Genomic DNA, 988 nt, shown 5'->3' with positions numbered 1-988 from the left:
CATTATTGATAGAAAAAGTAAAGGTAATAAGCAATTTTTGAGTATCACAGCAAGACAAAAACAACTCGATGACTTAATGACATCACGCGTTATCAGCAATGTCACTGGTAGCTTTACGGTCGAAAATTACTTTAAATTAGTTTTTCAAGGCACAGGTTACAAGTATAAAATACCGGTCAAAGTGCCGGCATCGCGTTGGGAAAATGCGGGACAAGGTGACAGTCGATACGACATGTTTAAGGCTGGTCTTGACCGTTATGGACTTGAATACAGTTACGACCCAACAACCAAAACATTTACATTAACACCATTTCTGAACAATGTCGTTAATTACTATATATCCAGTAAGGTGAACGCAAACGATTTAAAGCTCGAAGAAGATGCAAGCGAAGCATACACATTCATTCGTGGTTATGGTGGTTTTGAAGATGATGAGGAGTTTACAGAGGGCAGTTTGTACATCGAGTTTACACACCCTTTAGCTGATAAAATCGGCAAGCGTGAAGCTCCTCCGAAAATTGACGGACGTATCACAAGTGTCGAAACGATGAAAAGAGAATTAGAATACATCGTAGATCAATCAATTAAAACATCGCTATCATTAGACTTTGTTGTTTTAAGAAAACAATTTCCGACTGCTATACCTAAAATAGGCGATATAGTGCCCGTGAGAGACGATGTCATCGATGTGAATGATAAAGTTCGTATCATTGAGATAACGACGCACAGAGACGCATATAACAACGTTATCAAGCAAGATGTAGTGTTAGGAGACTTGAGACGTCGCGATAGATACCAAACAAGCGTAAATAATGCCGCCACACTTGCTAATGGCCTTGGTGGAGGTTATCAAGGTGCTAAGTCCATCAAAAACGTTACAAAGCAAACAAGTGCGGTCGCTAAGTCGATGAGTAGTGTTGTACAAACGTCTACTGCGCTGAAATATGATGGGTTGGGCATACATGGTAAAAACGGTAGTTACGACGTC

At 40.1% G+C, this 988-nt stretch carries 1 protein-coding gene; it reads left to right on the top strand.

Features of this window, described 5'->3' with window-relative positions:
- A partial coding sequence (locus tag CD138_RS08405; RefSeq protein WP_103265979.1) for a phage tail protein occupies positions 1–988 on the top strand: 988 nt, incomplete at both ends.

This window comes from Staphylococcus intermedius NCTC 11048 (genome assembly GCF_002902385.1).
GTDB classification, from domain to species: domain Bacteria; phylum Bacillota; class Bacilli; order Staphylococcales; family Staphylococcaceae; genus Staphylococcus; species Staphylococcus intermedius.
The sequence above is the reverse complement of the archived record's forward strand: the minus strand, read 5'-3'. Positions and strand labels throughout refer to the sequence as shown.